This is a genomic window from Cupriavidus sp. 94F1 (genome assembly GCF_057798875.1).
Genome location: NZ_JBYOJT010000002.1, coordinates 728,519 through 750,502, shown reverse-complemented (window position 1 = coordinate 750,502; position 21,984 = coordinate 728,519). Strand labels below are relative to the sequence as shown.

Genomic DNA, 21,984 nt, shown 5'->3' with positions numbered 1-21,984 from the left:
CAACCTGTCCACGACTTCGCCCGACGACACGCCGCGCGATGACGACATCCGCGCCGCCGGCGACGCCGTCCTGTCGGCCGAAGCACTGGCCGCCGCCGAAGGCACCACGCCGCGCGGCGGCAAATCCGGCAAGTCGGACAAGGCTGAAAAGCACACGCCAATGATGCTGCAGTACCTGCGCATCAAGGCGGACCATCCGGACACGCTGCTCTTCTACCGGATGGGCGACTTCTATGAACTGTTCCACGATGACGCCGAGAAGGCTGCCCGCCTGCTCGACATCACGCTGACGTCGCGCGGGCAGTCCGGCGGTGTGCCGATCCGCATGGCGGGCATCCCGTTCCACTCGGTCGATCAATATCTGGCGCGCCTGGTCAAACTTGGCGAATCGGTGGCGATCTGCGAGCAGATTGGCGATCCGGCTACGAGCAAGGGGCCGGTCGAGCGCAAGGTGGTACGGATTGTCACGCCGGGCACGCTGACCGACGCGGCGCTGCTGCCCGACAAGACCGACAGCTATCTGATGGCCGTACACCAGCAGACCACGCGCCGCGGCGTCAGCAAGACAGGCCTGGCGTGGCTGAACCTTGCCAGCGGCGAACTGCGCCTGATGGAATGCGATGCCGCCCAGTTGCCGCGCGAACTCGAACGCATCCGCCCGGCCGAACTGCTGTATGCCGACGGCATGGATCTGCCCGTGCTCGAGTGTGCCCGCACCCGCCTGCCCGAATGGCACTTCGACCAGGACGCCGGCACGCGCCGGCTGCGCGAGCAGATTGGCGTGGCCAGCCTGGAGCCATTCGGCTGCACCGGACTGGGCGCCGCCCTGGGTGCGGCGGGCGCGCTGCTGAACTATGCCGCCACCACGCAGGGGCAATCGCTGCGCCACGTGCAGGGCGTCACCGTCGAGCGGGAATCCGAGTTCGTCGGGCTGGATACCGCGACACGGCGCAATCTGGAACTGACCGAAACGCTGCGTGGCGGCGAATCGCCGACGCTGTTCTCGCTGCTCGACACCTGCTCGACGACGATGGGCAGCCGCGCGCTGCGCCACTGGCTGCATCACCCGCTGCGCGACCCGGCGCTGCCGCGTGCACGTCAGCAGGCCATTGGCGTATTGATCGCGCAAGACCCGGAAACCGTGCGCGCCACGCTGCGCCGCCTGTGCGATGTCGAACGGGTCACGGCCAGGCTGGCGCTGCTGTCGGCGCGGCCGCGAGACCTGTCGTCGCTGCGCGACACGCTCGGCGCGCTGCCCAGCGTCCAGGCCAGCGTCAGCGCCGCGCACGAATCGCCGTTGCTGGCGCAGACGATCGACGAACTCGAAGTGCCGGCCGACTGCCTGTCGCTGCTGACACGCGCGGTGGCCGAGGAGCCATCGACAGTGATCCGCGATGGCGGCGTGATCGCGCGCGGCTACGATGCCGAGCTCGATGAACTGCGCGACATTTCCGAAAACTGCGGCCAGTTCCTGATCGAACTGGAAACGCGTGAACGCACACGCACCGGCATCTCGAACCTGCGCGTCGAGTACAACCGCGTGCATGGCTTCTATATCGAAGTGACGAACGGCCAGGCCGACAAGGTGCCGGACGACTATCGCCGCCGCCAGACGCTGAAGAACGCCGAACGCTACATCACGCCGGAACTCAAGGCCTTCGAGGACAAGGCCCTGTCCGCGCAGGACCGCGCCCTGGCACGCGAAAAGCAGCTTTATGAAGCACTGCTGCAGGCGCTGTTGCCGCACATCGGCAGCCTGCAACGCGTGGCGGGCGCCCTGGCGCGGCTCGACGTGCTGACCACGCTGGCCGAACGCGCCCGCACGCTGGACTGGACCCAGCCGGAGCGGGTCAGCGAAAACGTGGTCGATATTGCACAGGGCCGCCACCCGGTGGTGGAGGGGCAACTGGCAGCGGAATCGATCGCGTTCATCGCCAACGACTGCCAGCTCAACGAGGCGCGCAAGCTGCTGCTGATCACCGGCCCCAACATGGGCGGCAAGTCGACATTCATGCGCCAGACGGCCCTGATCGTGCTGCTGGCCTGCGTGGGCGCGTGGGTGCCGGCGCGGCAAGCCAGGATCGGCCCGATCGACCGCATCTTCACGCGGATCGGGGCAGCCGACGACCTCGCCGGCGGACGTTCCACCTTCATGGTGGAAATGACCGAGGCGGCCGGCATCCTTCATCACGCCACACCGTCCAGCCTGGTGCTGATGGACGAAATCGGCCGTGGCACGTCGACCTTCGACGGCCTGGCGCTGGCGTGGGCGATTGCGCGCCACCTGCTGTCGCACAACCGCAGCCACACGCTGTTCGCCACGCACTATTTCGAGCTGACGCAACTGCCGCAGGAATTTCCGCAGGCGGCGAACGTGCATCTGTCCGCCGTGGAGCACGGCGACGGCATCGTCTTCCTGCATGCCGTGCAGGACGGCCCGGCCAGCCAGAGCTACGGCCTGCAGGTCGCACAACTGGCGGGCGTGCCGCAGCCCGTGATTCGCGCCGCGCGCAAGCACCTGGCATGGCTGGAGCAGCAATCGGCCGACGCCACGCCGACGCCGCAGATGGACCTGTTCGCGGCACCGGCCACGCCTCCCGATGACGACGACACCGTGTCCGGTCTGGTCTCTGCATCGGTCGAGCAGGCGGTCGAACAGGCGGTCGCGCGGGAAGCGCTGGCGGCGCTGACCGCCATCGACCCGGACAACCTGTCGCCGCGCGACGCGCTGGAGGCGCTGTACCGGCTCAAGGCCATTGCGGAATCTGCCGCGCAGGCATGAGCGCCGCGCACGGCTCCGGACGCCTGGCCCTGGCAGCGGCCGTCCTGATTGGCTACGTCTGCCTGACGACACCGGGCGCTGCCCTGGCGGCGCGCACCGGTAAGGTATCGCCGCCACCGGCACCTGCCGTGCAGCCCACGCGGATGGCGCTGATCGCCGACGTGCCGCAATGGCCTGCGGCGGAAGCGGATCTGGCGGCACTGTTCACCCAGATGAACGCGCGACAGGTCGCGCTGATCGTGCATGCCGGCGGCATCAAAGGAGACACGGAATCCTGCGGAGACGCGGTGCTCGGCGCGCGACAGCGCGCGCTCGACGACTCTCCTGCGCCATTGCTCTATGTCCCCGGGGAAACTGACTGGGCAGAATGCCAGAAGCCGGTCAACGGCAGATTCGATGCTGTCGAGCGCCTGAACCGGCTACGCGAGCTGTTTTTTCCGATGGATACCACGCTCGGTCGCCGCACGATCCCCGTGGTGCGGCAGTCGGACCAGGCCATGTTCCGCAGCTTTCGCGAGAACGTGCGACTGGTGGAAGGCAACGTGATGGTGGTTGGACTGAACCTGCCCGGGGACAACAATCACTATCGCAGCGAAGGTGGCCGCAACGGCGAGTTCGAAGACCGCCGCGAGGCCAACCGGCAATGGCTGCACCGGGCATTCTCGGTGGCGACCCAGCGCGATCTGCCTGGCGTTCTGGTGGTGGTCCACGCCGACCCGATGTTCGGCAACGGCTGGGAGAAGCGCGGCAAGCCATCGCTGTTCGACGGATTCCTGCGACGTGGCACGCGCGATGGCTACCTTGAATTCAAGAAACAACTACGCGATTTGACCGTGAAGTTTCCGGGCCAGGTACTGCTTGTCCATGCCAGCGACAGTGGCTTCAGCGTCGACAAGCCGTTGCGCGACACAGCCGGCAAGGTCGTCGGAAACTTCACGCGCGTGGCGTTGCCCATCGGCAATCCGTCGCGCTGGGTCGAATTGACCGTCACACCCGGTACGCGATCGGTGTTCCAGGTGGAGGTGCAGGACCGGCCGAAGCCCAACTAGCGCCAACCAGACGACCTGCGGAATTGACCTGCATCATGCATCGGCCAGCGTCCGTGAATCCAAATGAAAAAAGCCGGCAGATGCCGGCTTTTCCCAATTCGCGATGACCTGTCGCGTATCGCTCGACTGGCAGGGATCCGTATCGAGTCAGTGCAGCGTGCGCGGGCTGTCCGCCTCGCCTCCGTCGTCCTCGTCTTCGTCGACGACTTCGATGCCCGAGGCGCCATGCGCATGGCCGTGTTCCACTTCCTCGGTGGTGGCTTCACGCACCTCGGACACTTTCAGCCAGAAGCGCAGCGCCATGCCGGCCAGCGGGTGGTTGCCGTCCAGCACAACCTTGTCTTCGGCAACGTCGGTCACCGTGTAGATGATCGAATCCTCGTCGTCACCGTCCTCGGGCACGCCCTCGAACTGCATGCCGACTTCCAGCGGCTCGGGAAAGCGGTCGCGCGGTTCGACCTTCACCAGTTCGGCATCGTAGTCGCCGAACGCGTCATCGGGTTCCAGCTGGAGCTGGGTCTCGAAACCGGCATCGTGGCCGTCCAGAGCTTCCTCGATCTTGGGGAACGTGCCATCATACCCGCCGTGCAAATAGACCATGGGCTCATCGGATTCCTCGATGAGATTGCCCTGCGCGTCCGACAGCTTGTACACAACGGACACCACCGTGTTCTTAGCGATTTTCAATTCTTGACTCCATGAGCGATTCCGCATTATACGCGCAGGCCCTGCCTGCGGGCCCCATTGATCCCGACGCACCGCTCACGCTGCTCGGGGGCATGACGCCCGCGGCATTCATGCGTGACATCTGGCACCGCAAACCGTTGCTGATTCGACAGGCCGTGCCCGGAATTGTGCCCCCTGTGTCGCGCGAATCGCTTTTTGAACTGGCCGATCGGGACGATGTGGAATCGCGCCTGGTGTCGTACTTTCGCAACCGCTGGAAGCTCGAACACGGCCCGTTCGCCGAAGACAACCTGCCGTCACGCAAGACCGGCAAGTGGACGCTGCTGGTGCAGGGCGTGAACCTCCACGCCCGGGCGGCCGCCGAACTGATGAGCCAGTTCCGCTTCGTGCCCGACGCCCGGCTCGACGACGTCATGATCAGCTACGCCACCGACGGCGGCGGCGTGGGTCCCCACTTCGATTCTTACGACGTCTTCCTGCTGCAAGTATCGGGCCGACGCCGCTGGCGCATTTCGTCACAGACGAAGCTCGATCTGATTCCTGACATGCCGCTGAAAATCCTCTCGGACTTCAGCGCCGAAGAGGAATGGGTGCTGGAACCTGGCGACATGCTCTATCTGCCGCCGCAGTACGCCCATGACGGCATTGCCGAAGGGGAATGCATGACGGCGTCGATCGGGTTCCGCGCCCCCGCCTACCGCGAACTGGCGGGCCACTTCCTGGCATGGCTGTCTGAAACGGTCGAGGGCAACGAAGCGCTGGACGGCCGCTACGCCGACGCTGGCGAGGCCGCCACGGCCACCCCGGCCCAGTTGCCCCCCGGCCTGGCCCGCGCTGTCGCCGACCGGCTGCAGGCGCTGAAATGGGACAAGGGCATGGTGTCCGAATTCCTCGGGTCGTACCTGTCGGAGCCCAAGCAGTCGGTGCAGTTCGAGGAGATCGCGGAGATCAGCCTGAAGCAATATGCGAAGCTGGCCAAGGCGCATGGCGTGGTCCTTGCTCCCGGCTCCATTGCGCTCTACGACCGCACGAACTTCTTCCTGAACGGCGAAGCGTATGAGCCGCCGCCGGCCTTGGCGAAATGGCTGCGGCGCCTGGCAGACATGCGCCAGCTGACGGCCGACGAAATGGCTGCGTGCGCGGCACTTCCCGATCTGATGGACACATTTCACGATTGGGCGATGGAAGGCTGGTTGCAGATCGCGCCGGCACGTGTGTAATTTTGCGTAACAGAATGAACCGGCATATTTCGCCTATACACAAGGCGGGAAAACGCGGATATAATCGCCCGCTGGCTAGTACTGTGGACCACTGCACTGTCGGCACCCGGGAGAGCCTCATATTTGCAGTACAAGAGCGATAATTACCGGTAATTATTCATCGCCTGTTTTCGTTTTATTAAAAGTTAAAGGACGAACAATGAAGAAGTCTCTCCTGATCGCATCCCTGCTGGCTGCTGTTGCTCTGGCCGCTTGCGGCAAGAAGGAAGAAGCCGCTGCACCCGCCGCTGACACCGCCGCTTCGGCTCCCGCCGCTGCTGCTCCGGCTGCTGACGCTTCGGCTCCCGCAGCTGCTGCTCCGGCTGCTGACGCTTCGGCCCCGGCTGCCGACGCTTCGGCTCCGGCTGCTGACGCTTCGGCTCCGGCTGCCAAGCAGTAATCGGATCTTTCCGAAAAACAAAAAGCCGACCTTCGGGTCGGCTTTTTGTTTTGGCGATTATCTGACGCCTCTCTATTAGCAGGATCGGCGCTCGCCGATTATGCCCGCACGGGCTGCCAGCCCAACCCCTCTTCCTGATCGGCGATCAGAATTTCATCAGGCAGTACGCCCAGCACCGTGGCCAGCGCGCCCGCGGCGAGTTCGCGGGTATTGTTCTGCTTGCTCAGGTGCGCCGCCACCACGCGCGACAAGCCTGCGTGGGTCACCTGCGACAGGATGGCGGCCGCGATATCGTTGGCCAGGTGGCCGAAGTCGCCCCCGATTCGCCGCTTCAGCGACCACGGATACACTGAGTTGGCCAGCATGTCGCGGTCATGGTTGCATTCCAGGACCAACGCATGGACGCCTGCGAGCCGGGCGGTGACGTAGGGCGTTTCCATGCCGGCATCGGTCAGCACACCAAGCCGGGCATCGCCATCGGTCAGCACGAACTGCAGCGGCTCGCGCGCATCGTGCGGCACGGTATAGGGATGGATCTGAAGGGCACCCACCGAAAACACGTGATCGGCGCAACATACCCGCACGTCGGCCTGGTCCGCGCCACGCATATGCGAAGTGGCCAGCCAGGTGCCGTGACTCGTATGGACAGGCAGCTTGTGGCGCGCGGCAAACGCGTAGGCAGAGCCTACATGGTCGCCGTGCTCGTGGGTGACCAGCACCGCGTGGAGTTGCGTGGGGGATACACCCAGGCGCTCAAGACGACGCGCCGTTTCCTTGATGCCGAAGCCACAGTCGAGCAGCACACGCGTCACGGACGCGCCCTCGCCGGCCTCGATCAGCAGCGAATTGCCTTCGCTGCCACTTCCCAAAAAAGCAAAGCGCATCATGGATGCGCTCGCCTGGGGAGATGCCCGACGGCGGGCGCCGTCGGGATCGATGGACGACAGACGACCATCAGTGCAGCTGTTCGTCCAGCAGCGACAGGATACGCTTGCTGATCTCGGTGTTTTCCGGCTGGCCGGCATCGTTCTGCACCGTGACCGTCGTGCCCGTGCCATTGCCCTTCAGCGACACGCGATACTTCTTCGCGGTCTTGCCGTCGTTGGGCTTGGTGAACAGCTTGGAGAAGAAGCCGCGATCGTCCACTGCCTGCTTCGGATCCACGTAGCGCACGTAGTACAGGCCTTGCGCGCGGTCGCGATCTTCCACCGTGAAGTTCACGCGATCCAGCGACAGGCCGACCGAGCGCCATGCGCGATCGAACGGCTCCGGCAGTTGCAGTGCCGGCGCGCCATTGACCTGCGCCAGGAACGACTTGGTTTCGGCTGCGCTGGCCGTCGCCGCACCGGTTGCCGCGGCGGCACCGATACCCGTGGCATCGCCCGACGGTGCGGGGGCTGCGGCGGCCGCAGCATTGCCCACCGGCGTCGGGTTCTTGGCCATCTGGTTGGCCTGCTCCTTCTGCACGCCCAGGCGCTGCGCCAGACGCGACAGGAATTCGGCTTCCAGTTCCGGATCGGCCGGACGCGGCGTCCAGACCGTGGTCGACTTGTCGACGCCGGTCAGCTGTTCCTGCGCGCCACGGTGGCTGATGAACACTTCGAGCTGGCCGTTCTGGGCGCGCTCCACACGCGTACGGAACTTGTCGCGCTCGGACGTCGAGTACAGGCCGTCGAACACCTTGCCGATCGTGTTGCGGATGATGTCCTGCGGAATCTTGGCGCGGTTCTCGGCCCAGTCCGTCTCCATGATGCCGGTCTGCGGCGAGTCCTGCGTCAGCAGGAAGCCGTTTTCCTGCCAGAAGCCGCGCAGCGACTCCCACAGCTGGTCGGCACGCATGCCATTGCTGATGACGAGCCAGCGCTGGTTGCCGTCACGCTCCATGCGGATGCCCTGCGAGGACGGCAGCACGTTGGTCGCCGGTTCGGCTTCGCGCGTCTTGGTGGCCTGCTGGTAGTTCGACAGCGTCGACGTACCGGCGGCGTCGGGCACGGTATAGCGGCGGTCGCCTTCGAGCTTGGTCAGGTCCGGCGGAATGTCCAGCGACGCGGTCTTCTTGCCCTGGGACTTGTAGTCGATCTTGTCGGGCTGCATGGCTTCATTGATGCTGCTGCAGCCGGCAATCAGCGTCAGCGCCAGCACGGGCGCAACCACGGCGACACGGCGGATCTGCGTCGCGCCGCGACGGTTAAGCTTCTGTTTCATTGACACGTAATCCTGGTTTCAAGAATCGGCGAATAGCCGAACGTTCAGCCGGCGAATCTCAGCCCAGCAGGCCGGCCGCTGCCAGCGCGCGGCGCACGGTTTCGTGCTGGCCTTCCGCCAGCGGGGTCAACGGCAGGCGGATGCCGCCTGCCATCTTGCCCATCTGCTGGAGCGCCCACTTGACGGGAATCGGATTGGCCTCGACGAACATCGCACGGTTGAGGTCGATCAGTTCCATGTGCAGACGGCGGGCCGTCACCACATCGCCCTTCAGGGCCGCGACGCACATCTCGTGCATCTTGCGCGGCGCCACGTTGGCGGTGACCGAGATATTGCCCTTGCCACCGAGCAGGATCAGCGCCACCGCGGTGGGATCGTCGCCGCTGTAGATGGCGAAGGTATCGGGGGCGTCCTTGATCAGCTGCGCGGCACGGTCGATATTGCCGGTGGCTTCCTTCACGCCAACGATGCCCGGCACCTGCGCCAGGCGTAGGATCGTCTCGTTGTTCATGTCCGCCACGGTACGGCCGGGCACATTGTAGAGCAGCACCGGCAGGTCAACGGCTTCCGCGATGGTGCGGAAATGGCGGTACATGCCTTCCTGCGTCGGCTTGTTGTAGTACGGCACGACCTGCAGCGACGCATCGGCACCCACCTTCTTCGCGAAGGCGGTCAGTTCGATGGCTTCCTTCGTGGAATTGCCGCCGGTCCCGGCGATGATGGGCACACGGCCAGCCGACTGCTGGACTGCCACGCGGATCAGTTCGCAATGCTCCTCGACGTTGACCGTCGGCGACTCGCCCGTGGTGCCCACGATCACGATGCCATCGGTGCCTTCCGCCGCATGCCAGTCGATGAGGGCGCGCAGGGCCGGGTAATCCAGGCTGCCATCCTCATGCATCGGGGTGACGATGGCCACGATGCTGCCGGTAATCTGTGTCATATCTCAGGGAATTCGGGAAATTCGAACAAACGGGATTGTACCGGAACCGTCAGGGCCTCCGGACCCCCTATCAGTGAGGGAAAACGTTAGCGGGCGTAACGTGTGGCGCGCCGGTCTCGCCAACAGCCTGTGCTGGGCCCCCGGCGCCTCACGGCGGCGGCCGCCCGGTTACGCCACAGGTAACGGATAACGCGGCGGCGGCGCCTCCGGCGCCCTGCCGGACGCCTCGTGGACGGCACAAATCCGCTGCACGAAGGCCTCGCGCGGCGCCGCCAGCGTGCCGTCCTCGTAACCCGTCACGCGCAACACGCCGCGGGTCACTTCCAGCAGTTCGCCGGGCCGCAGCAGGAAATCGGGCCGCGACGGCTTGCCGACCGTCTCGTTGCCGGCCGCGAAAGTCTCGTAGATCAGCACGCCGCCCGGCGCCAGCGCGTCCAGCAGATGCGGCCAGAGCGGCCGGTGCAGATAGTTGGTGACCACCACGGCATCGAACCGCCCGGCGTCCGCCAGGGGCCACGCGCCCTGCTCCAGATCGGCCACCCGCCCCTCGATGCCGGCCGGCAGCCCGGCGACGGCCTCGGCATCGCGGTCCACGGCCAGCACCGCAAACCCCTGCCTTGCCAGCCACGCGGCGTGCCGCCCACTGCCGCAGGCCAGGTCAAGGACGCGGCCGCCGGGCCGGATCAGGTGGGCCCATCGGGTCAGCCAGGTGGAAGGCGCGGCAAGCTGGGAGTGCATGGAGCGGAACGGAAAAAGGAGGGAACCGGCAAGCCGGCACGAGAAGGCACCCGGCGCGCGCTACTGCAGCACCATCAGCACCGGGCGCAGCATCAGTTCGACGATCGACAGCAGCACCGTCATCACCGGCTGCATCCAGATCCGCGTGATGACGCCGGCGGCCACCAGCGCCAGCACGATGAAGATGCCGTAGGGCTCGACACGGCCCACCGCCTCGGCCATGCGGCGCGGCAGAAAGGCCGTCAGCACGCGGCCGCCATCGAGCGGCGGGATGGGGAACAGGTTGAACGCGGCCACCACGGTGTTGACCAGCACGCCGGCGCGGGCCATCTGGCTCCAGAACGGCTCCTGGATCTGCGCCAGCGCCAGGCCAACGGCGATCAGCGCCCACAGGAACGCCTGGACGATATTGCTGCCGGGCCCGGCCAGCGCCACCCACATGCCATGCCAGCGCGGGTTGCGCAGGTGGCTGAACACCACCGGCACGGGCTTGGCAAACCCGAACACGAACTGTCCGGCGGTCAGGAAATACAGCAGCAGCGGCACGGCCACGGTGCCGATCGGATCGATATGGCGGATCGGGTTCAGGCTGACGCGCCCGAGCAGCCAGGCGGTGTCGTCGCCGAAATACCTGGCCACGAAGCCATGCGCGGCCTCATGCAGCGTGATGGCGAACAGCACGGGCAGCGCATATACGGCAAAGGTCTGGACGATCGAGGAATCCATGCGAACTATTCTATTGGGCCGCCGGCGCCCAAGGCTGTCCGGCATGTCCGTGGATGTACGGTATGTATCAGAAACGACAGGTCAAATGACAAGGCGGGCAGGATCAGGCGGCGGCCGTCAGTCCGAATCGCTCCACATCGCCCCGCCCGGCACGAACCAGTTCCGGTTCGCCGCTGGTCAGGTCGATCACCGTGGTCGGCTGGGCCGGCGCCGGGCCGCCACAAATCACCAGGTCGATCTGTTTTTCCAGCCGCGCACGGATTTCGGCCGGTTCGTTCATCGGCGCCTCGTCGCCGGGCAGCTGGAGCGTGGCCGAAATCAGCGGCTGCCCGAGCTCGGCCACCAGCGCCAGCGGAATCAGGTGATCGGGCACGCGCACGCCGATGGTCTTGCGCGCCGGGTGCGACAGCCGCCTGGGCACTTCCTTGGTCGCCTCCAGGATGAACACGTACGGACCCGGCGTGGCGCCCTTGATCCAGCGGTACTGGCGGTTATCGACCCGGGCGAAGTTGCCGAGTTCCGACAGGTCGCTGCACATCAGCGTCAGATGGTGCTTTTCGTCGATGCCGCGCAGCCGGCGCAGGCGTTCCACGGCAGACTTGTCGTCGAGCTGGCAGGCCAGCGCGTAGCTGGAATCGGTGGGCAGCGCGATCAGACCGCCCTTCTGCACGATCTGCGCGGCCTGCTTCACCAGCCGCGCCTGCGGGTTGTCGGGATGGATCTCGAAGTACTGGGACATGAGGGGCGCGGCTTTCGGGGGAAGGGGCGGTTTACCAGTCGTACCAGACCGGTGTGACGTCCGACGGCAGCGGCGGCAGCGTGCCGATTTCCACCCGGCCCTCGCCGGGGCCGTGGAAATCCGATCCGCGCGACGCCAGCAGGCCATAGTGGCGCGCCACATCGGCGTAACGGCGGAACTGGTCGGGCGTATGGCTGCCGGTCACTACCTCCACCGCGCGGCCGCCCAGTTGCGTGAATTCGTCGAACAGCGCGTCGTGTTGCAAATCGGTGTAGTTGTAGCGACCCGGGTGCGCCATCACCGCAATGCCGCCGGCGCCGCGAATCCAGCCCACGGCGTCTTTCAAAGACGACCAGCGGTGCGGCACGAAGCCCGGGCGGCCTTCCGACAGGTATTCGCTGAACACATCACCGATGGTCTTGCAGCGGCCCTCATCCACCAGCCAGCGCGCAAAGTGCGTGCGCGAAATGAGGTCGGGATTGCCGACGTGGCGCAGCGCGCCTTCGTAGGCGCCGGGGATGCCGATTTTTGCCAGTGCCTCGCCGATGTCCTGCGCACGGCGCGCACGGCCGTCGCGGGTGCGGGCCAGGCCATCGATCAGGTCCGCGTTGAACGGATCGATCTGCAGGCCGACGATGTGCACGGTCTGCCCGGCCCAGGTGACCGAAATCTCCACGCCAGGCACATAGCGCATGCCCAGCGATTCGGCGGCGGCACGGGCTTCGGCCTGGCCGCCCACCTCGTCGTGGTCGGTCAGCGCCCAGAACGCCACGCCGCCGGCGTGCGCACGTGCGGCCACCTGGGACGGTGACAACATCCCGTCGGACACGGTGGAATGGCAGTGCAGGTCGGCGTTGATGGCATGGGCGTTTTGCATGGGCATATTCTACTCCCGGCAGGCTTTTTTAGCCCTGCCGTCAAAGGTGGTGTGCCCGGATTGCCGTGGCACGCAAGGTATGATGGGGCCTGTCCACACCGCATTTTTCCGCTTCCCGCCATGTCCTCCACGCCCGCCGCCACGCCCCCGGAAACCATCCAGACCGACGTGCTGATCGTCGGCGCCGGCCCCGTGGGCCTGTTCGCGGCGTTCCAGGCCGGCGTGCTCGGGCTCAAGTGCGAGCTGATCGACGTGCTGGACCGCGCCGGCGGCCAATGCACCGAGCTCTATCCAGAAAAGCCGATCTATGACATTCCCGCCGTGCCGGGCTGCCTGGCGCAGGAACTGGTGGACCGCCTGCTCGAACAGTGCGCGCCGTTCGCGTTTCCGATGCACTTCAGCCAGCGTGCGCAGTCGGTCAGCGACACCCACGGCGCCGATGGCCATCCGCGCCTGCTGATCACGACCGATGGCGGCAAGCGATTCGACGTGGCGGCGGTGCTGATCTGCGCGGGTGCCGGGGCGTTCGCCCCGCAGCGCGTGTCGCTGCCCGAGGCCGCCGCGCTGGAAGACCGGCATGTGCACTACGCCGTGCGCGACGTGTCGCGCTTCGCCGGCAAGCGCGTGATCGTGGCCGGCGGCGGCGATTCCGCGCTGGACTGGGCGCTGGCGCTGCGCAAGGTGGCGGCACGCGTCACGCTGCTGCACCGGCGCGAAGGCTTTCGTGCCGCCGATCACACGGTGGGCGCGATGCGCGCCGCCGTTGACGCGGGCGAGATGGATTTTGTGGTCGGCATGCTCGGCAGCCTGCAAACCGACGACGCCGGCGCCCTCACCCACGCCGGCATCAAGACCCGCGATGGCGACCGCACCATCGAGGCCGACGAACTCGTCGCGCTGTACGGGCTGGTGTCCGAACCGGGGCCGATCGCCCAGTGGGATCTGGACATGCACGCCGGCCGCATCCACATCGAGAACACCACCACGTACGAAACCTCGCGCCGCGGCATCTTTGCGGCCGGAGACATCGCCGTTTATCCAAACAAGCAGAAGCTGATCCTGTCGGGCTTCCACGAAGCCGCGCTGGCGCTGCGCAAGGCGTATCACTACGCCATCCCCGACAAGGCGCTGGTGCATATGCACACCAGCAACAACCCGGCGCTGAAGGAAAAGCTGACGCACGCTTGATCCAGCGCGAGTGGCTGGGTGTTTGCTCCCCTGTCCCACGAGTGGGAGAGGGAAGCAAACCAGGGGTAAATTCCCCAACACTTACCCCAAGAAGTCCTCGATCAACCCCGCCACCACCTTCGGCTGGTCGTGGTGCAGCATGTGCCCGGCGTCATCGACCAGCACTTCCCTGAAATCCGGAAAGGCGCGGAACCGCTCCTTGAACTCGTCGATACTCTGCTTGTGGGCGATGTGCTTGAGCGTTGCCGAATCGCGCGCTTCCACGTGCAGCACCGGCGCGGCCACCTTTTCCCAGATCGCCATGATCTCGTCGATGCGGTACAGCGTCGGGTTGGTCATCTTGTGCGCGCCGTCGCCCAGGATCTCCCAGCGGCCCGCTGCATTGCGGCGTGACCAGTGCGCAGCCAGGAAGGCGGCGCGGTCGTCGGGCAGGCGCGGATTGGTCTTCTGCAGCCGTGCAGCCACGGCGGCCTCGCTGTCGTAGGTCTTCAGTTCGGGCGGCGTGCGCAGTTCGTCGAGCCAGCGCGCCAGGCGGGCTGGCGCCTGGTCTGGCCGCGTGCGCGTCAGGCCGAAACCTTCCAGGTCCACCACGCGGCGCACGCGTTCGGGCCGGACGCCGGCGTAGATGCACACCACGTTGGCACCCATGCTGTGACCCACCAGGTCTACCTGCCCCTCGGGCTGGTAATGGTCGAGCAGCGCCTCCAGGTCTGCCACGTAATCGGGGAACCAGTACGAGCGCGTGCCAGGGTACTGCGTCGGGTAATCGGATTCGCCAAAGCCGCGCCAGTCCATGGCGATCACATGCCAGTCGCGCTGGAACGCATCGACCAGGAACTGGAACGACGCTGCCACATCCATCCAGCCATGCAGCATGAACAGCTTGCGCGCGCCGGGTTGTCCCCAGTGGCGGACGTGCGTGCGCAGGCCGCGCAGCGTGATAAATTCGGAACGCGAAGTTTCCGTGATGGTCATGGTGTCTGCCCTGTTGCCCGGGTCTTCCGATGCGCGCGCAGCCCATGGCCACGCGGCGGCCCGGATAAAAATAGAACGATCGTTCGCTTGCCGGATTATAGCCAAACGGCTATCTGAAGCGAGCGGGAACATTGGAGACAATTGCATGACCGCCTTGCCGGCCACGCGCCGTGACGACTATCACGCGCTGCACGAATCGTTCCACTGGGACGTCCCCGCGTTCTTCAACCTGGCCGAAGTCTGCTGCGGCCGCTGGGCGCGCGACCCGGCCACGGCCAGCCGCGTCGCCGTGCATACCGAACACGAGGACGGCCGGCGCGCGTCATACACGTATGCGCATATCCAGGCCGAGGCCAACCGGCTGTCGCGGGCGCTGCGCGCGCTTGGCGTGCAGCGCGGCGACCGCGTGGCCATCGTGATGCCCCAGCGCATCGAGACGGTCATCGCCGGCATGGCCGTATATCAGCTTGGCGCGATTGCCATGCCGCTGTCGATGCTGTTCGGTCCCGAAGCCCTTTCCTACCGGATCGACCACAGCGAAACGCGCGTGGCCATTGCCGACGAAACCTCGATCGACAACCTGCTGGCCGCCCGCCCCGACTGCCCCACGCTGAAGACCATCATCGGCGCCGGCCAGGCCACCGGCCGCGGCGACCTGGACTGGGACGTCCTGCTGGCCGCCCAACTGCCCGATTTCACGGCCGAACAGACCAAGGCCGACGAAGCCGCGGTGCTGATCTACACCAGCGGCACCACGGGGCCGCCCAAGGGCGCGCTGATTCCGCACCGCGCGCTGATCGGCAACCTGACCGGCTTTGTCTGCTCGCAGAACTGGTATCCGCAGGATGACGACGTGTTCTGGAGCCCCGCCGACTGGGCCTGGACCGGCGGACTGTGGGATGCGCTGATGCCGGCGCTGTATTTCGGCCGTCCGATCGTCGGCTACCAGGGGCGTTTTACGGCCGACCGCGCCTTCGAACTGCTGGAACGCTACGGCGTGACCAACACCTTCCTGTTCCCGACCGCGCTCAAGCAGATGATGAAGGCCTGCCCGACGCCATCGGAAAAATACGATCTGAAGCTGCGCGCCATCATGAGCGCCGGCGAGGCCGTGGGCGAGACGGTATTCACATGGTGCCGCGACGCGCTGGGCGTGATCGTCAACGAGATGTTCGGCCAGACCGAGATCAACTACATCGTCGGCAACTGCACGGCGCAATACGACAACAATCGCCTGGGCTGGCCGGCCCGGCCGGGGTCGATGGGCCGCCCCTATCCGGGCCACCGCGTGGCCGTGATCGACGATGAAGGCCGCCCGTGCGCGCCGGGCGAGGATGGCGAGGTGGCCGTCTGCGCCACCGATGTCCACGGCCATCCCGACCCCGTATTCTTCCTGGGCTACTGGAAGAACGAGGCCGCCACGGATGGCAAGTACTCGGAATCGGACGGGCTGCGGTGGTGCCGCACCGGCGACCTGGCGCGCATGGATGCCGAGGGCTATCTCTGGTATCAGGGCCGCGCCGACGACGTATTCAAGTCATCGGGCTATCGGATCGGGCCGAGCGAGATCGAGAACTGCCTGCTCAAGCATCCGGCGGTGTCGAACTGCGCCGTGGTGCCGTCGCCAGACCCCGAGCGCGGGGCCATCGTCAAGGCGTTCATCGTGCTGACGCCCGCCGTGGCACGCTCGTTCGACAACGATGCGGCGCTGGTGGCCGAGCTGCAGCAGCATGTGCGCGGCCAGCTGGCGCCCTATGAATACCCGAAGGCCATCGAATTCATCGACCAGTTGCCGATGACGACGACGGGCAAGATCCAGCGCCGCGTGCTGCGGCTGATGGAGCAGGAACGCGCGCAGCAGCAGGCCGGGAATCGGGCGAACTAGCCGGCCGAGGCCTCCAGCCACGCCAGTTCATCCTCGTCGAACCCCGCCTCGCGCCGGGCGTCGAGGTTGAACGGCCCGCGCAGCTTCGGCGCCTTGTACTGCTCGGCCAGCTGCGCATAGGTGGCCACTGGCTCCAGCCCGCGCTGGGTACAGAGCCAGCGATACCAGTGGTTTCCGATGGCCACGTGGCCCACCTCGTCGCGCAGGATGATGTCGATGATCGCCGCGGCGGCTGCGTCGCCGGCATCGGCCAGTTTGGCCCGCACCGGCGGCGAGGCATCGAGCCCGCGCGCCTCCAGCGTGCGCGGCACCAGCGCCATGCGGGCCAGCACGTCGCCCGCCGTCTTGTCGGTCATCTCCCACAGGCTGTTGTGCGCCGGGAAATCGCCATAGGTGGCACCCAGCGTCTGCAGGTGATCGGCCAGCAATGTGAAGTGATAGGCCTCTTCGTCGGCCACGCGCAGCCAGTCCCGGTAATAATCGGCCGGCATGCCGGAAAAACGCCAGACGGCGTCGAGTGCCAGGTTGATCGCGTTGAATTCGATATGGCACAGCGCGTGGATCATGTTGGCGCGGCCGGCCGTGGTGTGGATCGACCGGCGCCGCTCCACCCGCATCGGCGGCACCAGTTCGGGCCGCGCCGGGCGGCCAGGCACCGCGCCTGGCGCCGCCACAAGGCTTTCATCGGGGTCCACGACGGTATCCCCACCGGCCAGCAGCGCGGCATACAGGGCGCGGGCCGCCGCGGCCTTGGCCCGGGCATCGGTCATGCATAGCACGTCCAGTGCGCGCTGGCGCGCAGAGGCCGGCAGGGCGGCGGCTGCGGGCAAGGGCTCGACAAGTGGCGTGGACGCGATGTCGGCGGGTGCGATCACTGGCATAGGCGTAAAATTCGGGAAGCCGCCATTGTAGAGCCCCTGCCCGCCCGAAGCTTGTCCCCGGGCCGGCCCTTTCGGCGGGCTCTTTTAATCGGCGCGGCCATCCCCAATTACGCACATTCAGCAGGAGACCCCATGGCGCTTTACCAGCTCGGCGATACCGCCCCGAAAATCCACGAAGACGCCTATGTGGCGGCGGAAGCCACCATCATCGGCAACGTGACGCTCAAGGCGCGTGCCAGCGCCTGGCCGGGTGTGGTGATTCGCGGCGACAACGAGCCGATCGTGGTGGGCGAAGACACCAACATCCAGGAAGGCTCGGTGCTGCACACCGATCCGGGCCGTCCGCTGACGCTGGGCGACAAGGTGTCGGTGGGCCATCAGGCCATGCTGCATGGCTGCACCGTGGGTGAAGGCTCGCTGATCGGCATCCAGGCCGTGGTGCTCAATGGCGCCGTGATTGGCAAGGAATGCCTGGTCGGCGCTGGTGCCGTGATCACCGAGAACAAGGTGTTCCCGGACCGCTCGCTGATTCTGGGCGCGCCCGCCAAGGTGGTGCGCGAACTGACCGACGCCGACGTGGCCAACCTCTATCGCAACGCCGAGACGTATGCGAAGCGGCAGGCCGTATACAAGACCGAACTCAAGCGCATCGGCTGACCGCCCCGGACGCAGCCGATACGCCGACTTAACCGCTAGACAGAACCGTGACCGCCTCCTCGAATCCCGATACGCTTCAGAAATTCCTGTTCGATGCCGCGCCCGTGCGTGGCGAACTGGTACGCATCGAATCCACCTGGCAAGAGGTGCTGAACCGCCATGCCTATCCGGAGCCGGTGCGGCGCGTGCTGGGCGAGATGATCGCGGCCGCGGCGCTGCTGTCCGCCAATCTGAAGTTCAATGGCGCGCTGGTCATGCAGGTACACGGCGACGGGCCGGTGCGCATGCTGGTGGTGGAATGCCTGTCCGACCTGTCGCTGCGTGCCACGGCCAAGATTGCCGAGGGCGCCGAGATTGCCGACGACGCCACGCTCAAGCAGCTCGTGAACGTGCATGGCAAGGGCCGCTTCGCCATCACGCTGGACCCCCAGGACAAGCTGCCGGGCCAGCAGGCCTACCAGGGCATCGTGCCGCTGGCCGACGAACATGGCCCGCTGGCGACCATGACCGAGGTGCTCGAACACTACATGCAGGCGTCCGAACAGCTCGATACGCGCCTGTGGCTGGCGTCCAACGACCAGGTGGCGGCTGGCATGCTGCTGCAGAAGCTGCCGTCGTATGGCGGCACGGCCGGCGCGCAGATCGGCGAGACCGGCAGCGCGCTGACCGACGAAGTACAGGGCCAGGATCTGGACACCTGGGATCGTGCCTGCCAGTTGGGCGCCACGCTGAAGGAAGACGAACTGCTGGCCGAAACGCCGGATACCCTGCTGCGCCGCCTGTTCTGGGAAGAACTGCAGAATGCGGGCCTGCGCGTGTTCGAGCCAATGACACCGCACTTCCAGTGCTCGTGTTCGCGCGAAAAAGTGGCGGGCATGCTGCAGACGCTGGGCCGGGAGGAAATCGAAGGGATCATCGCCGAGCGCGGCGAGGTGGAGATCCACTGCGATTTCTGCGGCCAGCGCTATGCGTTCGATCCCGTGGACGCCGCCCAGCTGTTCACCGCGCCGGTGGCCACGGGCGCCGGCGAGGGTGCCAAGCAACAGCATTGAGTTGCCGCTCGCCCCTTTCAGGTAGATCGGGGCGGGAACCCCGGAAGCGCCCGGGAAACCGGGAAACCGGGGAAAACCATCGAGTCCGCCTACCGTGCGGAACCTCACACACGGGTGGTCGGGTCCAATGGCATGCTTGTTCGTCAGCCGTTCGAACGGAGTCCGATATGACAGCGACCATTCGTTCCAGATCGACCCCTGCCCTGGCCTGCCAGGTGGCCAGCGTACTGGCCCTTGCCGGATTGATCGCCGGCTGTGCGGCGCCGGTGCCGCGCAGCCCCGACGGCGTGCCGGCCACGGCACGATTGCCGGACCATGCCATTCCCCCGGCCCCGCTTAGCGACGCCGAGCGCCAGAGGCTGGGGGTGCTGAACCAGCAGATCCTTCAGGAGCAGGCCACGGTAATGGCCAACCAGCAGTCGGCGGCCGCATGGAGCCGCGCGTCGTACTACCCGAATACGAGCGTCAACATGTTCTACAACGGTTGGGGTGGCGGCGGCGGTGGCTGGGGCGCCGGCGTAGGCTTCGGCTTTCCGGGCTACGGCTACGGCGGTTATCCATACGGCGGCTGGTGGTGATGCGGCGTCCGGAAACGATACCGGCCGCATTGCGCGGCCGGCTGTGATACTGGATGACACCTGCTGGACGACGCCCGCTGGGGCTGATGCCTAGTGACCGCCGCGTCCGGCGACGGAATTGGCAGGCGGTGGCAGTGGCGGCGTGGCGCTGACCTTCGGGGCCGGGGCCACGAACTGGACGAACACCTCGTCGTCCTTGACCATGCCGAGTTCATAGCGGGCGCGTTCTTCGATGGCGCCCGTGCCATCCTGCAGGTCCTTCACTTCGCCTTCCAGCTTGGCGTTGCGCAGTTTCAGCGCCTGGTTGTGCGTGACCTGCTCGCCCACCTGGCGATTCAGATCCCATACGCGCAGCCAGCCGCCCTTGCCCAGCCAGAGCGGGTACTGAATGGCCAGCAACAGCACGAACAACAGCAGGGAAATCAGGCGCATCGGAGCAAAAGGCGCAATGGAATAATGGCGTGGTCGGAGGTTTCCGATGGGCACCAATGATCCATCATGCGGCCGCAGATTGCAAAACAAAAGACGCTACAAAGCGCAACAACAGTGCGTGCGGCACCGGATATCGGCACAATCGCCACACCAGATCGCAAAAAACGCCGCCCCGGCGAACCCGGGAGCGGCGTTTTTCGTTGGCTCGCCGGTGGCACGCACCGACGGCAGGCTCGGGGGATCAGCGCAGGTTGTAGAACGCGCTCTTGCCCGGGTACGTGGCGATATCGCCCAGATCTTCCTCGATGCGGATCAGCTGGTTGTACTTGGCGATACGGTCCGAACGCGACAGCGAGCCGGTCTTGATCTGGCCAGCGTTGGTGCCCACGGCGATGTCGGCAATCGTGCTGTCCTCGGTCTCGCCCGAACGGTGCGAGATCACGGCGGTGTAGCCGGCGCGCTTGGCCATTTCGATGGCGGCGAACGTCTCGGTCAGCGTACCGATCTGGTTGATCTTGATCAGGATCGAGTTGCCGATGCCCTTCTCGATGCCTTCCTTCAGGATCTTGGTGTTGGTCACGAACAGGTCATCACCCACCAGTTGCACGCGCTTGCCGAGCTTTTCGGTCAGCGTCTTCCAGCCTTCCCAGTCGCCTTCTGCCATGCCGTCCTCGATCGACACGATCGGGAACTTGTCGCACAGGTTGGCCAGGTAGTCGGCGAATTGCGTCGACGACAGCTTCAGGCCTTCGCCTTCCAGCGCGTAGACGTCTTCGGCCTCGTGGTAGAACTCGCTGGCGGCGCAGTCCAGCGCCAGCAGCACGTCTTCACCCATCTTGTAGCCGGCCTTTTCCACCGCCTGCACGATGGTGTTCAGGCATTCCTCGTTCGACGAGAAGTTCGGTGCGAATCCGCCTTCGTCGCCCACGGCCGTCGACATGCCCTTGTCGGCCAGGATCTTCTTCAGCGCGTGGAACACTTCGGCGCCGCAACGCAGGGCTTCACGGAAGCTGGTCTGCGACACGGGCATGATCATGAATTCCTGGATGTCCAGGCTGTTGTTGGCGTGCGCGCCACCGTTGACGATGTTCATCATCGGCACCGGCATCTGCATCGCGCCCGAACCGCCGAAGTAGCGGTACAGCGGCAGGCCAGCCTCTTCGGCGGCGGCCTTGGCCACGGCCATCGACACGGCCAGCATGGCGTTGGCGCCCAGGCGGCCCTTGTTCTCGGTGCCGTCCAGTTCGATCAGCGTGCGGTCCAGGAACGCCTGCTCGGAAGCGTCCAGGCCCATGATGGCTTCGGAGATCTCGGTGTTGATGTGCTCGACGGCCTTCAGCACGCCCTTGCCCAGGTAGCGCGACTTGTCGCCGTCGCGCAGTTCGATGGCTTCGCGCGAGCCGGTCGATGCACCCGACGGCACGGCGGCACGGCCCATCACGCCGGATTCCAGCAGCACGTCGCACTCGACAGTGGGATTGCCGCGCGAGTCCAGCACCTCGCGACCGATGATATCTACGATTGCACTCATATTTCCTCTCAGGACTGTTGAATCTTCGTGAATCTTCTACGTGCCAGATGACGGGTGGAAGTCTTAGACGCCTTCCACGACGATCATGTTCATCTTTGCCGCATGCTCGCGGGATTGGCGGGCTGCCAGGTATTCCTCGCTGGCGTAGAAGGCCTTGGCGGCCTCGTAGCTCGGGAATTTCAGCACCACCACGCGCGTCGGCGCCCATTGCCCCTCGAGCGGCTCGGTCTTGCCGCCCCGCACCAGCACCTGCGCGCCGTGCGCCTGCATGGCCCGCGTGGAAAGCACCTTGTACTGCTCGTACTGCTGGGGATCCGTCACGTCGACGTACGCGATGATAAGGCCGGCGGCCATACGCTATCTCCGAATCTTTTGTATTGTCTTTCGATACCAGTGCGTC

Annotated in this window: 22 protein-coding genes; 9 read left to right on the top strand and 13 right to left on the bottom strand. The window is 65.9% G+C overall.

Going from position 1 to position 21,984, the window contains the following annotated elements; genetic code table 11:
• Positions 1 to 160: 160 nt before the first annotated feature.
• Positions 161 to 2,782, top strand: coding sequence for a DNA mismatch repair protein MutS (mutS, locus tag AC3FJ6_RS07565; RefSeq protein WP_488771374.1), 2,622 nt, complete (start codon positions 161 to 163; stop codon positions 2,780 to 2,782).
• Positions 2,779 to 3,831, top strand: a complete 1,053-nt coding sequence (locus AC3FJ6_RS07560; RefSeq protein ID WP_488771330.1) for a hypothetical protein — start codon at positions 2,779 to 2,781, stop codon at positions 3,829 to 3,831. Before mutS ends, AC3FJ6_RS07560 begins: the two co-directional genes overlap by 4 nt.
• Positions 3,832 to 3,978: 147 nt before the next feature.
• Here the strand turns inward: AC3FJ6_RS07560 and AC3FJ6_RS07555 are convergent, their stop codons facing one another.
• Positions 3,979 to 4,518: an FKBP-type peptidyl-prolyl cis-trans isomerase gene (locus AC3FJ6_RS07555; protein ID WP_153948906.1), complete on the bottom strand. Its 540-nt coding sequence runs from the start codon at positions 4,516 to 4,518 to the stop codon at positions 3,979 to 3,981.
• An 11-nt stretch (positions 4,519 to 4,529) separates the two neighbouring features.
• Here AC3FJ6_RS07555 and AC3FJ6_RS07550 point away from each other — a divergent pair, with 11 nt between their 5' ends.
• Together AC3FJ6_RS07550 and AC3FJ6_RS07545 are read left to right on the top strand one after the other, a co-directional pair.
• Complete coding sequence (locus AC3FJ6_RS07550; protein ID WP_488771328.1) at positions 4,530 to 5,738, top strand: ribosomal protein uL16 3-hydroxylase; 1,209 nt, start codon at positions 4,530 to 4,532, stop codon at positions 5,736 to 5,738.
• A 199-nt stretch (positions 5,739 to 5,937) separates the two neighbouring features.
• Entirely contained in the window at positions 5,938 to 6,177 is a 240-nt protein-coding gene (locus AC3FJ6_RS07545) for a hypothetical protein (RefSeq protein WP_082926518.1), read from the top strand.
• Positions 6,178 to 6,275: 98 nt separating this feature from the next.
• On the opposite strand, the gene AC3FJ6_RS07540 is transcribed toward AC3FJ6_RS07545, so the two are convergent.
• The 7 genes from AC3FJ6_RS07540 to AC3FJ6_RS07510 all read right to left on the bottom strand — a co-directional run bounded on the left by AC3FJ6_RS07540 (position 6,276) and on the right by AC3FJ6_RS07510 (position 12,405).
• Positions 6,276 to 7,064: an MBL fold metallo-hydrolase gene (locus AC3FJ6_RS07540; RefSeq protein WP_488771327.1), complete on the bottom strand. Its 789-nt coding sequence runs from the start codon at positions 7,062 to 7,064 to the stop codon at positions 6,276 to 6,278.
• Between the two features lie 67 nt (positions 7,065 to 7,131).
• Positions 7,132 to 8,382 carry an NlpB/DapX family lipoprotein gene (gene bamC / locus AC3FJ6_RS07535; RefSeq protein WP_488771326.1) on the bottom strand — a complete coding sequence of 417 codons (1,251 nt, stop codon included), beginning with the start codon at positions 8,380 to 8,382 and terminating at the stop codon, positions 7,132 to 7,134.
• Between the two features lie 58 nt (positions 8,383 to 8,440).
• Complete coding sequence (gene dapA / locus AC3FJ6_RS07530; protein WP_488771325.1) at positions 8,441 to 9,325, bottom strand: 4-hydroxy-tetrahydrodipicolinate synthase; 885 nt, start codon at positions 9,323 to 9,325, stop codon at positions 8,441 to 8,443.
• 168 nt (positions 9,326 to 9,493) lie between these two features.
• On the bottom strand, positions 9,494 to 10,063 hold the full coding sequence (locus tag AC3FJ6_RS07525; RefSeq protein WP_488771324.1) for a class I SAM-dependent methyltransferase: 570 nt from the start codon (positions 10,061 to 10,063) through the stop codon (positions 9,494 to 9,496).
• 60 nt (positions 10,064 to 10,123) lie between these two features.
• Positions 10,124 to 10,789 (bottom strand): site-2 protease family protein, encoded by a 666-nt coding sequence (locus AC3FJ6_RS07520; protein ID WP_092596242.1) that lies wholly within the window; start codon positions 10,787 to 10,789, stop codon positions 10,124 to 10,126.
• Between the two features lie 103 nt (positions 10,790 to 10,892).
• Positions 10,893 to 11,528 (bottom strand): L-threonylcarbamoyladenylate synthase, encoded by a 636-nt coding sequence (locus AC3FJ6_RS07515; RefSeq protein WP_153948910.1) that lies wholly within the window; start codon positions 11,526 to 11,528, stop codon positions 10,893 to 10,895.
• Between the two features lie 31 nt (positions 11,529 to 11,559).
• Positions 11,560 to 12,405 carry a 3',5'-nucleoside bisphosphate phosphatase gene (locus AC3FJ6_RS07510; RefSeq protein WP_488771323.1) on the bottom strand — a complete coding sequence of 282 codons (846 nt, stop codon included), beginning with the start codon at positions 12,403 to 12,405 and terminating at the stop codon, positions 11,560 to 11,562.
• Positions 12,406 to 12,525: 120 nt separating this feature from the next.
• Between AC3FJ6_RS07510 and AC3FJ6_RS07505 the strand changes: the two genes are divergently transcribed.
• Positions 12,526 to 13,593, top strand: coding sequence for an NAD(P)/FAD-dependent oxidoreductase (locus tag AC3FJ6_RS07505; RefSeq protein ID WP_488771322.1), 1,068 nt, complete (start codon positions 12,526 to 12,528; stop codon positions 13,591 to 13,593).
• Positions 13,594 to 13,674: 81 nt separating this feature from the next.
• Here the strand turns inward: AC3FJ6_RS07505 and AC3FJ6_RS07500 are convergent, their stop codons facing one another.
• Positions 13,675 to 14,568 (bottom strand): alpha/beta fold hydrolase, encoded by an 894-nt coding sequence (locus AC3FJ6_RS07500; protein WP_488771321.1) that lies wholly within the window; start codon positions 14,566 to 14,568, stop codon positions 13,675 to 13,677.
• A gap of 145 nt (positions 14,569 to 14,713) precedes the next feature.
• Here AC3FJ6_RS07500 and AC3FJ6_RS07495 point away from each other — a divergent pair, with 145 nt between their 5' ends.
• A complete protein-coding gene (locus AC3FJ6_RS07495; protein WP_488771319.1) occupies positions 14,714 to 16,453 on the top strand; it encodes an acetate--CoA ligase in 1,740 nt (579 codons plus the stop codon).
• Here the strand turns inward: AC3FJ6_RS07495 and AC3FJ6_RS07490 are convergent.
• The gene (locus tag AC3FJ6_RS07490; RefSeq protein WP_488771318.1) at positions 16,450 to 17,334 is read right to left on the bottom strand and encodes a ferritin-like domain-containing protein; all 885 of its coding nucleotides are present in this window, start codon (positions 17,332 to 17,334) and stop codon (positions 16,450 to 16,452) included. The genes AC3FJ6_RS07495 and AC3FJ6_RS07490 overlap by 4 nt on opposite strands.
• 132 nt (positions 17,335 to 17,466) lie before the next feature.
• Between AC3FJ6_RS07490 and AC3FJ6_RS07485 the strand changes: the two genes are divergently transcribed.
• The 3 genes from AC3FJ6_RS07485 to AC3FJ6_RS07475 all read left to right on the top strand — a co-directional run bounded on the left by AC3FJ6_RS07485 (position 17,467) and on the right by AC3FJ6_RS07475 (position 19,621).
• Complete coding sequence (locus AC3FJ6_RS07485) at positions 17,467 to 17,991, top strand: gamma carbonic anhydrase family protein (RefSeq protein ID WP_066738778.1); 525 nt, start codon at positions 17,467 to 17,469, stop codon at positions 17,989 to 17,991.
• A gap of 47 nt (positions 17,992 to 18,038) precedes the next feature.
• A complete protein-coding gene (hslO, locus tag AC3FJ6_RS07480; protein ID WP_488771317.1) occupies positions 18,039 to 19,043 on the top strand; it encodes an Hsp33 family molecular chaperone HslO in 1,005 nt (334 codons plus the stop codon).
• A 167-nt stretch (positions 19,044 to 19,210) separates the two neighbouring features.
• Positions 19,211 to 19,621, top strand: coding sequence for a hypothetical protein (locus AC3FJ6_RS07475; RefSeq protein WP_488771315.1), 411 nt, complete (start codon positions 19,211 to 19,213; stop codon positions 19,619 to 19,621).
• A gap of 90 nt (positions 19,622 to 19,711) precedes the next feature.
• On the opposite strand, the gene ftsB is transcribed toward AC3FJ6_RS07475, so the two are convergent.
• From ftsB to AC3FJ6_RS07460, 3 genes are all read right to left on the bottom strand, one after another.
• Complete coding sequence (gene ftsB / locus AC3FJ6_RS07470; RefSeq protein WP_153948917.1) at positions 19,712 to 20,053, bottom strand: cell division protein FtsB; 342 nt, start codon at positions 20,051 to 20,053, stop codon at positions 19,712 to 19,714.
• Positions 20,054 to 20,294: 241 nt separating this feature from the next.
• A complete protein-coding gene (gene eno, locus AC3FJ6_RS07465) occupies positions 20,295 to 21,584 on the bottom strand; it encodes a phosphopyruvate hydratase (protein WP_153948918.1) in 1,290 nt (429 codons plus the stop codon).
• 63 nt (positions 21,585 to 21,647) lie between these two features.
• Positions 21,648 to 21,938: a DUF1330 domain-containing protein gene (locus tag AC3FJ6_RS07460; protein WP_153948919.1), complete on the bottom strand. Its 291-nt coding sequence runs from the start codon at positions 21,936 to 21,938 to the stop codon at positions 21,648 to 21,650.
• Positions 21,939 to 21,984: the final 46 nt, after the last annotated feature.

Bases quoted from the DNA above. Each gene is read 5' to 3' on its own strand.
- mutS (WP_488771374.1), top strand. From the start codon at position 161: ATGATGCTGCAGTACCTGCGCATCAAGGCGGACCATCCGGACACGCTG.
- AC3FJ6_RS07560 (WP_488771330.1), top strand. From the start codon at position 2,779: ATGAGCGCCGCGCACGGCTCCGGACGCCTGGCCCTGGCAGCGGCCGTC.
- AC3FJ6_RS07550 (WP_488771328.1), top strand. From the start codon at position 4,530: ATGAGCGATTCCGCATTATACGCGCAGGCCCTGCCTGCGGGCCCCATT.
- AC3FJ6_RS07545 (WP_082926518.1), top strand. From the start codon at position 5,938: ATGAAGAAGTCTCTCCTGATCGCATCCCTGCTGGCTGCTGTTGCTCTG.
- AC3FJ6_RS07540 (WP_488771327.1), bottom strand. From the start codon at position 7,064: ATGATGCGCTTTGCTTTTTTGGGAAGTGGCAGCGAAGGCAATTCGCTG.
- bamC (WP_488771326.1), bottom strand. From the start codon at position 8,382: ATGAAACAGAAGCTTAACCGTCGCGGCGCGACGCAGATCCGCCGTGTC.
- dapA (WP_488771325.1), bottom strand. From the start codon at position 9,325: ATGACACAGATTACCGGCAGCATCGTGGCCATCGTCACCCCGATGCAT.
- AC3FJ6_RS07525 (WP_488771324.1), bottom strand. From the start codon at position 10,063: ATGCACTCCCAGCTTGCCGCGCCTTCCACCTGGCTGACCCGATGGGCC.
- AC3FJ6_RS07520 (WP_092596242.1), bottom strand. From the start codon at position 10,789: ATGGATTCCTCGATCGTCCAGACCTTTGCCGTATATGCGCTGCCCGTG.
- AC3FJ6_RS07515 (WP_153948910.1), bottom strand. From the start codon at position 11,528: ATGTCCCAGTACTTCGAGATCCATCCCGACAACCCGCAGGCGCGGCTG.
- AC3FJ6_RS07510 (WP_488771323.1), bottom strand. From the start codon at position 12,405: ATGCAAAACGCCCATGCCATCAACGCCGACCTGCACTGCCATTCCACC.
- AC3FJ6_RS07505 (WP_488771322.1), top strand. From the start codon at position 12,526: ATGTCCTCCACGCCCGCCGCCACGCCCCCGGAAACCATCCAGACCGAC.
- AC3FJ6_RS07500 (WP_488771321.1), bottom strand. From the start codon at position 14,568: ATGACCATCACGGAAACTTCGCGTTCCGAATTTATCACGCTGCGCGGC.
- AC3FJ6_RS07495 (WP_488771319.1), top strand. From the start codon at position 14,714: ATGACCGCCTTGCCGGCCACGCGCCGTGACGACTATCACGCGCTGCAC.
- AC3FJ6_RS07490 (WP_488771318.1), bottom strand. From the start codon at position 17,334: ATGCCAGTGATCGCACCCGCCGACATCGCGTCCACGCCACTTGTCGAG.
- AC3FJ6_RS07485 (WP_066738778.1), top strand. From the start codon at position 17,467: ATGGCGCTTTACCAGCTCGGCGATACCGCCCCGAAAATCCACGAAGAC.
- AC3FJ6_RS07475 (WP_488771315.1), top strand. From the start codon at position 19,211: ATGACAGCGACCATTCGTTCCAGATCGACCCCTGCCCTGGCCTGCCAG.
- ftsB (WP_153948917.1), bottom strand. From the start codon at position 20,053: ATGCGCCTGATTTCCCTGCTGTTGTTCGTGCTGTTGCTGGCCATTCAG.
- eno (WP_153948918.1), bottom strand. From the start codon at position 21,584: ATGAGTGCAATCGTAGATATCATCGGTCGCGAGGTGCTGGACTCGCGC.
- AC3FJ6_RS07460 (WP_153948919.1), bottom strand. From the start codon at position 21,938: ATGGCCGCCGGCCTTATCATCGCGTACGTCGACGTGACGGATCCCCAG.